6 protein-coding genes, 1 tRNA gene and 1 pseudogene are annotated in these 5,130 nt (G+C 64.1%); 2 read left to right on the top strand and 6 right to left on the bottom strand.

From position 1 onward, the window contains the following. Both HC022_RS18820 and HC022_RS18815 read right to left on the bottom strand, forming a co-directional pair. The coding region (locus tag HC022_RS18820) for a metallophosphoesterase (protein WP_175583644.1) at positions 1 to 288 on the bottom strand (288 nt) is incomplete at its 3' end. Between the two features lie 86 nt (positions 289 to 374). Then, positions 375 to 448, bottom strand: a tRNA-Gly gene (locus HC022_RS18815). A 198-nt stretch (positions 449 to 646) separates the two neighbouring features. Here HC022_RS18815 and tig point away from each other — a divergent pair. Further along, a pseudogene (tig, locus tag HC022_RS18810) lies at positions 647 to 1,956 on the top strand (trigger factor). Between the two features lie 98 nt (positions 1,957 to 2,054). Here tig and HC022_RS18805 read toward each other — a convergent pair. The 4 genes from HC022_RS18805 to rpsF form a co-directional block, all read right to left on the bottom strand. Next, on the bottom strand, positions 2,055 to 2,384 hold the full coding sequence (locus HC022_RS18805; RefSeq protein WP_089961518.1) for a helix-turn-helix transcriptional regulator: 330 nt from the start codon (positions 2,382 to 2,384) through the stop codon (positions 2,055 to 2,057). Positions 2,385 to 2,712: 328 nt separating this feature from the next. Then, positions 2,713 to 3,324, bottom strand: a complete 612-nt coding sequence (rplI, locus tag HC022_RS18800; RefSeq protein WP_008885840.1) for a 50S ribosomal protein L9 — start codon at positions 3,322 to 3,324, stop codon at positions 2,713 to 2,715. A 12-nt stretch (positions 3,325 to 3,336) separates the two neighbouring features. Next, positions 3,337 to 3,564, bottom strand: a complete 228-nt coding sequence (gene rpsR / locus HC022_RS18795; RefSeq protein ID WP_008883620.1) for a 30S ribosomal protein S18 — start codon at positions 3,562 to 3,564, stop codon at positions 3,337 to 3,339. Positions 3,565 to 3,589: 25 nt separating this feature from the next. Then, positions 3,590 to 3,946, bottom strand: coding sequence for a 30S ribosomal protein S6 (gene rpsF / locus HC022_RS18790; RefSeq protein ID WP_167453441.1), 357 nt, complete (start codon positions 3,944 to 3,946; stop codon positions 3,590 to 3,592). A 700-nt stretch (positions 3,947 to 4,646) separates the two neighbouring features. Between rpsF and HC022_RS18785 the strand changes: the two genes are divergently transcribed. After that, positions 4,647 to 5,130 (top strand): YceI family protein (locus HC022_RS18785; protein WP_167453440.1); only part of this gene is annotated, 484 nt, incomplete at its 3' end.

The following is a 5,130-nucleotide window of genomic DNA, read 5'->3' as shown; positions in this document are numbered from 1 at the left end:
GTTGTCGTGGTTGCCGGGCAGCAGCCACCAGGTGAGCGTCTCGTCCTCGGCGATGGCGCCCAGCGTCTGCCGGATCAGCGTGGGCGAGGGCGTGGCGGTGTCGAAGCTGTCGCCCGCCAGCAGGATATGCTGCGCGCCACTCTGCCGCGCGGCCTCGGCGAGGCGCAGGAGCGCCGCGTGGCGGGCCTCCATCAGGCGGCCACGGATGTTGCCGTCGGCCGGCTCGGGAATGTTCGCGAAGCGGCGGCCGAGGTGAAGGTCGGAACTGTGTACGAAACGGAAGGTCATGGCTGCCCCGATCTGTGACCGGGCAGGGCGCGCTTGGCAAGGGTCAGCTTGCTGCGGCTGGCGTATGTCGGAAAGGCCGGGGGGCGTGGAGCGGGTGAAGGGAATCGAACCCTCGTCTTAAGCTTGGGAAGCTCCTGCTCTACCATTGAGCTACACCCGCATCGGCGGTCTGATTACTTCAGCACCGGGCGGCTGGCAAGCGGTTGTTTCGCGGTCCCGTGCCGAGCCATGGAGATGCCGCAGCGCGGCACGCAAATCCGCCTTGCGCGCAAGGGCGCGGACGCATAGAAGACCGCAAATTCGACAGAGTACAGGCGGCGCTGAGAGACGGGGCCGCGCAAGAACCAAGGAAGATGACATGCAGGTCACCGAGACGCTGAATGAAGGTCTGAAGCGCGCCTATGAGCTCATCCTCACCGCCGAGGAACTGGACGCCAAGGTCAACGCTAGCTCAAGGAAGCGCAGCCCGAGATCGAAATGAAGGGCTTCCGCAAGGGCAAGGTGCCAATGCCGCTGCTCAAGAAGCAGTTCGGCGAGCGTCTGCTCGGCGAGTCCATGCAGGAAGAGATCGACGCGGCGATGTCGAAGCACTTCGAAGAGAGCGGCGACCGTCCCGCGCTCCAGCCCCAGGTCAAGATGACCAACGAGGACTGGAAAGAAGGCGACGACGTGAACGTCGAGATGTCCTACGAGAAGCTCCCGGACGTGCCGGAGGTCGACCTCTCGGGCGTCGAGATCGAGAAGCTCGTGGTCAAGGCCGACGACGCGTCGGTGGACGAGGCTCTGGCCTCGCTCGCCAAGACCGCGCAGGACTTCAAGGCCAAGGATGGCGACCAGGTCGTGATCGACTTCGTCGGCAAGGTCGACGGTGAGCCCTTCGAGGGCGGCGCCGCCGAGGATTACCCGCTGGTGCTGGGCTCCGACTCCTTCATCCCGGGCTTCGAAGAGCAGCTCGTGGGCGTGAAGGCCGAGGAAGAGAAGGCCGTCGAGGTCACCTTCCCCGAGGAATACGGTGCCGAGCACCTCGCCGGCAAGACGGCCGTCTTCGACGTGACCGTCAAGGCCGTGAAAGAGCCCGTCGAGGCCGAGGTCGACGACGAGCTCGCCAAGAAGTTCGGCGCCGAGGACCTGGAGTCGCTGAAGGGCCAGATCCGCGAGCGCCTCGAGGCGGAATTCGCCGGTGCCGCGCGCCAGGTGATGAAGCGTGACCTGCTCGACAAGCTCGACGCGCTGGTCAGCTTCGAGCTGCCGCCGACCCTCGTCGACGCCGAGGCCAAACAGATCGCCCACCAGCTCTACCACGAAGAGCACCCGGAAGATCACGGCCACGACCACGGCGCCATCGAGCCGACCGAAGAGCACAGCAAGCTCGCCGAGCGCCGCGTGCGCCTTGGCCTGCTGCTCGCCGAGATCGGCCAGAAGGCAGAGGTCGAGGTGACCGACGCCGAGATGACCCAGGCGATCATGAGCCAGGCCCGCCAGTACCCGGGCCAGGAACGCGCCTTCTTCGACTTCGTGCGCCAGAACGCCCAGATGCAGCAGCAGCTGCGCGCGCCGATCTTCGAGGACAAGGTCATCGATCACATCGCGGCTCAGGCCAAGGTGTCCGAGAAGGAAGTTTCTAAGGACGAGCTCCAGACCGCCGTCGAGGCGCTCGACGAGGAGTGATCCCGGGATCACCGGGCGGTCTTCCGGATCGCCCGCCAGAATACGAAAAGGCCGCCCCAAGGGGCGGCCTTTTTGCTTGGCTCAGAGGCGGCCGGCGGTCACTCCGCTGCCATGGCCCTCAACAGGTCGATGATGGCGCTGCGGCGCTCTGCAGAGAGCGAGCGGAGCAGCATGGCGACGGTGCGCGTGTCGCGCAGGAGAAGTTCGTCGTCGGTGCCGATATCGGTCTGTTCGTCAAAGAATGCCTCGAGCGGTAGCGCAAGCACACGGGCGATCTCGCACAGATGGGTCGCGGGGATCCGCCCGCCGCCTGTCTCGTACCGGTAGATCTGCTGGGTGTGTGCCCCGATCTTGTTCGCCAGTTCCGACTGGGTGAGCCCTGCGGCTTGCCTATGCTGGCGAACTCGTGCTGCGATGCGTTGTTCCAACGTCACGTCTTTTTCTGCCCTTTCTACTTGCTGCCCGGAAACCGCGTCCGGTGTCGGACCGGGGGGAGGTGCACGCTGTCACGACGGGGAGCAAGTTTTAGATGTAATCCTGTTTAATTCTTAGTTTTTTGGTGACGGAGTTCGATCAGGAAAGAGAACATTCGGCACATTCAGGAGCGAATAATTGCCGAAACAAACCGTACGCGATTCTATTTTTTGCTGTAAGTCTCGCAAAACGGGAGTGGATGCATAAAAAAACCGCGCCGGGTTTGCCGGCGCGGTCTCTTTTTTGGCATTGGCGTGACCGCCGCGATCAAGATCCCTGGGATCAGTTCGCGCTGTCGTCGCCTTCCGGGGTGTCGACGATGTCGGCATCGTCGGAACCGGCTGCGCCGAGATCGTCGAACAGCTCGGAGATCTCGAATTCGGCCTGGGCCTCTTCCTCGGCAGCGAGTTCCTGGATCGACTTGCCGGACGCCTGCAGCTCTGCCTCTTCCGGCGAGCGGGCGACGTTGATCGTGACCACGCACATCACTTCGGGGTGCAGGTGCACCTCGACGTCGTGCAGACCCAGTTCCTTGATCGGCTGGCGGATGATGACCTGCTTGCGGTCGATCGAGAAGCCTTCGGCGGTCGCGACATCGGCGGCGTCACGGGTGGTGACGGAGCCGTAGAGGTTGCCGCCGTCCGATGCCGAGCGAATCACGACGAACTGCTGTCCGTCGAGCTTGTCGGCGAGGGCTTCGGCTTCCTGCTTGGTCTCCAGGTTACGGGCCTCGAGCTGAGCTTTCTGCGCTTCGAACTGGGCGATGTTCTCTTTCGAGGCGGTCAGCGCCTTGCCCTGCAGGAGCAGGTAGTTGCGGGCATAGCCGGCCTTGACGTCGACGACATCGCCCATCTGGCCGAGCTTGGCCACGCGCTCAAGAAGAATGACTTGCATGTGCCTGTCTCCTTATTTCACGACGTAGGGGAGAAGGGCGAGGAAGCGGGCGCGCTTGATGGCGCGGGCCAGCTCACGCTGCTTCTTCGCGGACACTGCGGTGATGCGCGACGGAACGATCTTGCCACGCTCCGAGATGTAGCGCTGCAGCAGCTTCGTGTCCTTGTAGTCGATGGCAGGTGCATTGTCGCCCGAGAAGGGGCAGACCTTGCGGCGGCGGAAAAACGGTTTTGCAGCCATGGTTTAACTCCTCTTCTTCAGGTGATTAGTTGCGGCGCTCGCGGCGGCCTTCGCGCTCGTCGCGCTTCTGCATCTGGACCGACGGACCTTCGGCGTGCTCGTCGACCTTGATGGTCAGGACGCGCATCACGTCGTCATGCAGGCGCATCAGGCGCTCCATTTCCTGCACGGCTGCGGCGGGCGCATCGGTGCGCAGGAAGGCGTAGTGGCCCTTGCGGTTCTTGTTGATCTTGTAGGCCATGGTCTTCACGCCCCAGTACTCGGAATCGACGATCTTGCCGCCGTTGTCCGAGAGGACGGTGCCGAAATGTTCGACGAGGCCTTCGGCCTGCGCGTTGGACAGGTCCTGACGCGCGATGAAAACATGCTCGTAAAGCGGCATGTGAGCTCCATTTCTGTCTGGGCGCATTTCATAGGACAGGCTCACCCTCCGCACCTGCCCACGAGAGACTGCGCGGTTGAAACGTTCACGCGAAGGGATGCGCCCATATACACCGGTGAGCGGCAGGATCAAGCGCGAACGGCCGCGTCGGGCCAGGCCTTTGGTGCGGTGTCTGCGGGGCGGGGCCTTGCCCGGAAGTCCGCCGCATGTCGCAGCATACCCGGCGGGATTGATGCCGAGGCTCGCGGCAGAAGATCAAGGGCAGAATGCCCGTGCCGCGACAGGAGTCGAGCGATGAGTGATGCCGCAGAGATGCACCAGACTGGCCCCCAATGGATCGGTCGGCGGGGCGCTGTGGCTGGGGGGGCTGATGACCGCCTTCGCCGGGGCGCGGGGCTCGTCATGGTGGCGATGGGGCTTTGGCTCGCGCCGCTGACGGAGGAGGCGGCGCTCATGCGGGCGGGACTCTCGGTCTTCACGCTGATTGCCGGGCGCTGCAGTCTGACCTGCCTGCGCGCGGAGCGACGCCGACCCGGACGCCCGGCTGCGCGGAAATCTGCAAGACAAGTGTTCGTTTTCGAACGGTTCCTGTGGGGGAAGCGGCAGTTGCGGCAGCGCAGCAAACCGCCATCTATCCGTCATCGGCAGGCTCACTGGGATCCTGCCCGAACGACCCCTTTTCATCCTGACGGAGCCCGACATGAAATCGCTTCTTCTCGCCGGCCTGATCGCGGCCACTCCCCTCGCCGCAGTCGCAGCCCCCGAGAGCTACACGCTCGACAGCAGCCACAGCCAGATCGTCTTCTCTTACAACCACCTCGGTTTCTCGACCGGTTACGGCATGTTCTCGGGCTTCACGGGCGATATCTCGTTCGACGCCGAAGATCCGGCCGCGTCCTCCGTCGAGGTCTCCTTCCCGGTGCGCTCGATGCTGACCGGCTGGGAAGCCCGCTTCGAGCACTTCATGAGCGACGATTTCTTCGGCGCCACCGATGACAGCGAGTTGGTGACCTTCACCTCGACCGGCATCGAAGTGACCGGCGACGACACCGCGCTGATCACCGGCGACCTGACGCTGAACGGCGTGACCAAGGAAGTGGTGCTCGACACCGTCCTGACGCAGGCCGGCGAGCACCCGATGGAAGGCAAGCCGTGGCTCGGCTTCCACGCCACCACCACGCTGG

Source organism: Salipiger sp. HF18, assembly GCF_011806505.1.
Classification (GTDB): Bacteria; Pseudomonadota; Alphaproteobacteria; order Rhodobacterales; family Rhodobacteraceae; genus Salipiger; species Salipiger thiooxidans.
Note: the sequence above shows the minus strand (reverse complement) of the source record. Positions and strands in the feature narration are given on the sequence as shown.